Origin of the sequence: Paracoccus acridae (genome assembly GCF_014642735.1) — a bacterium.
GTDB lineage: Bacteria > Pseudomonadota > Alphaproteobacteria > Rhodobacterales > Rhodobacteraceae > Paracoccus > Paracoccus acridae.
Map to the genome: position 1 here is coordinate 1 of NZ_BMIV01000087.1, position 685 is coordinate 685.

At 66.7% G+C, this 685-nt stretch carries 2 protein-coding genes; both read left to right on the top strand.

All coding sequences use genetic code 11. From position 1 onward, the window contains the following. Positions 1 to 292 (top strand): electron transfer flavoprotein subunit alpha/FixB family protein (locus IEX25_RS19895; RefSeq protein WP_195826145.1); only part of this gene is annotated, 292 nt, incomplete at its 5' end. A 115-nt stretch (positions 293 to 407) separates the two neighbouring features. Continuing rightward, the coding region (locus IEX25_RS19900; protein ID WP_229665528.1) for a 3-hydroxyacyl-CoA dehydrogenase NAD-binding domain-containing protein at positions 408 to 685 on the top strand (278 nt) is incomplete at its 3' end.

A 685-nucleotide genomic window follows, 5' to 3' on the forward strand; every position in this document is an offset into this window, starting at 1 on the left:
CGAGGCCCTGGCCGACAAGCTGGGCGCCGCCGTGGGCGCGTCCCGCGCCGCGGTGGACAGCGGATACGCCCCCAACGACTGGCAGGTGGGCCAGACCGGCAAGGTGGTCGCCCCCGAGCTTTACGTGGCCGTGGGCATCTCGGGCGCGATCCAGCACCTCGCCGGCATGAAGGACAGCAAGGTCATCGTCGCCATCAACAAGGACGAGGAAGCCCCCATCTTCCAGATCGCCGACTATGGTCTGGTGGGCGATCTGTTCCAGCTGGTGCCGGAAATGACCGAAAAGGTGTAAGCGACAGGCCAGTTCCTGTCTTGCCTGCAGCCGCCCCCAACCGGGGGCGGTTTTGCGTTGCAGCAGCGCAGCACCCGCCCTATCGTCCCGCCAACGCAAAAGGGACGGGACGGCCATGACGATTCAGACGGTTGGTGTGATCGGTGCGGGCCAGATGGGCAACGGGATCGCGCATGTCTTTGCGCTTGCCGGCTACGACGTGGTGATGACCGACATCAGCCAGGATGCGATGGACAAGGCCCTGTCGCTGATCGACCGCAACCTGGAACGCCAGGTCGGGCGCGGCAGGATCGACGCCGATGCGAAGAAATCCGCGATGGCGCGGATCCGCACCACGCTGCGGCTGGCGGACCTCGGCCAGTGCGACCTGGTGATCGAGGCCGCGACCGAGCG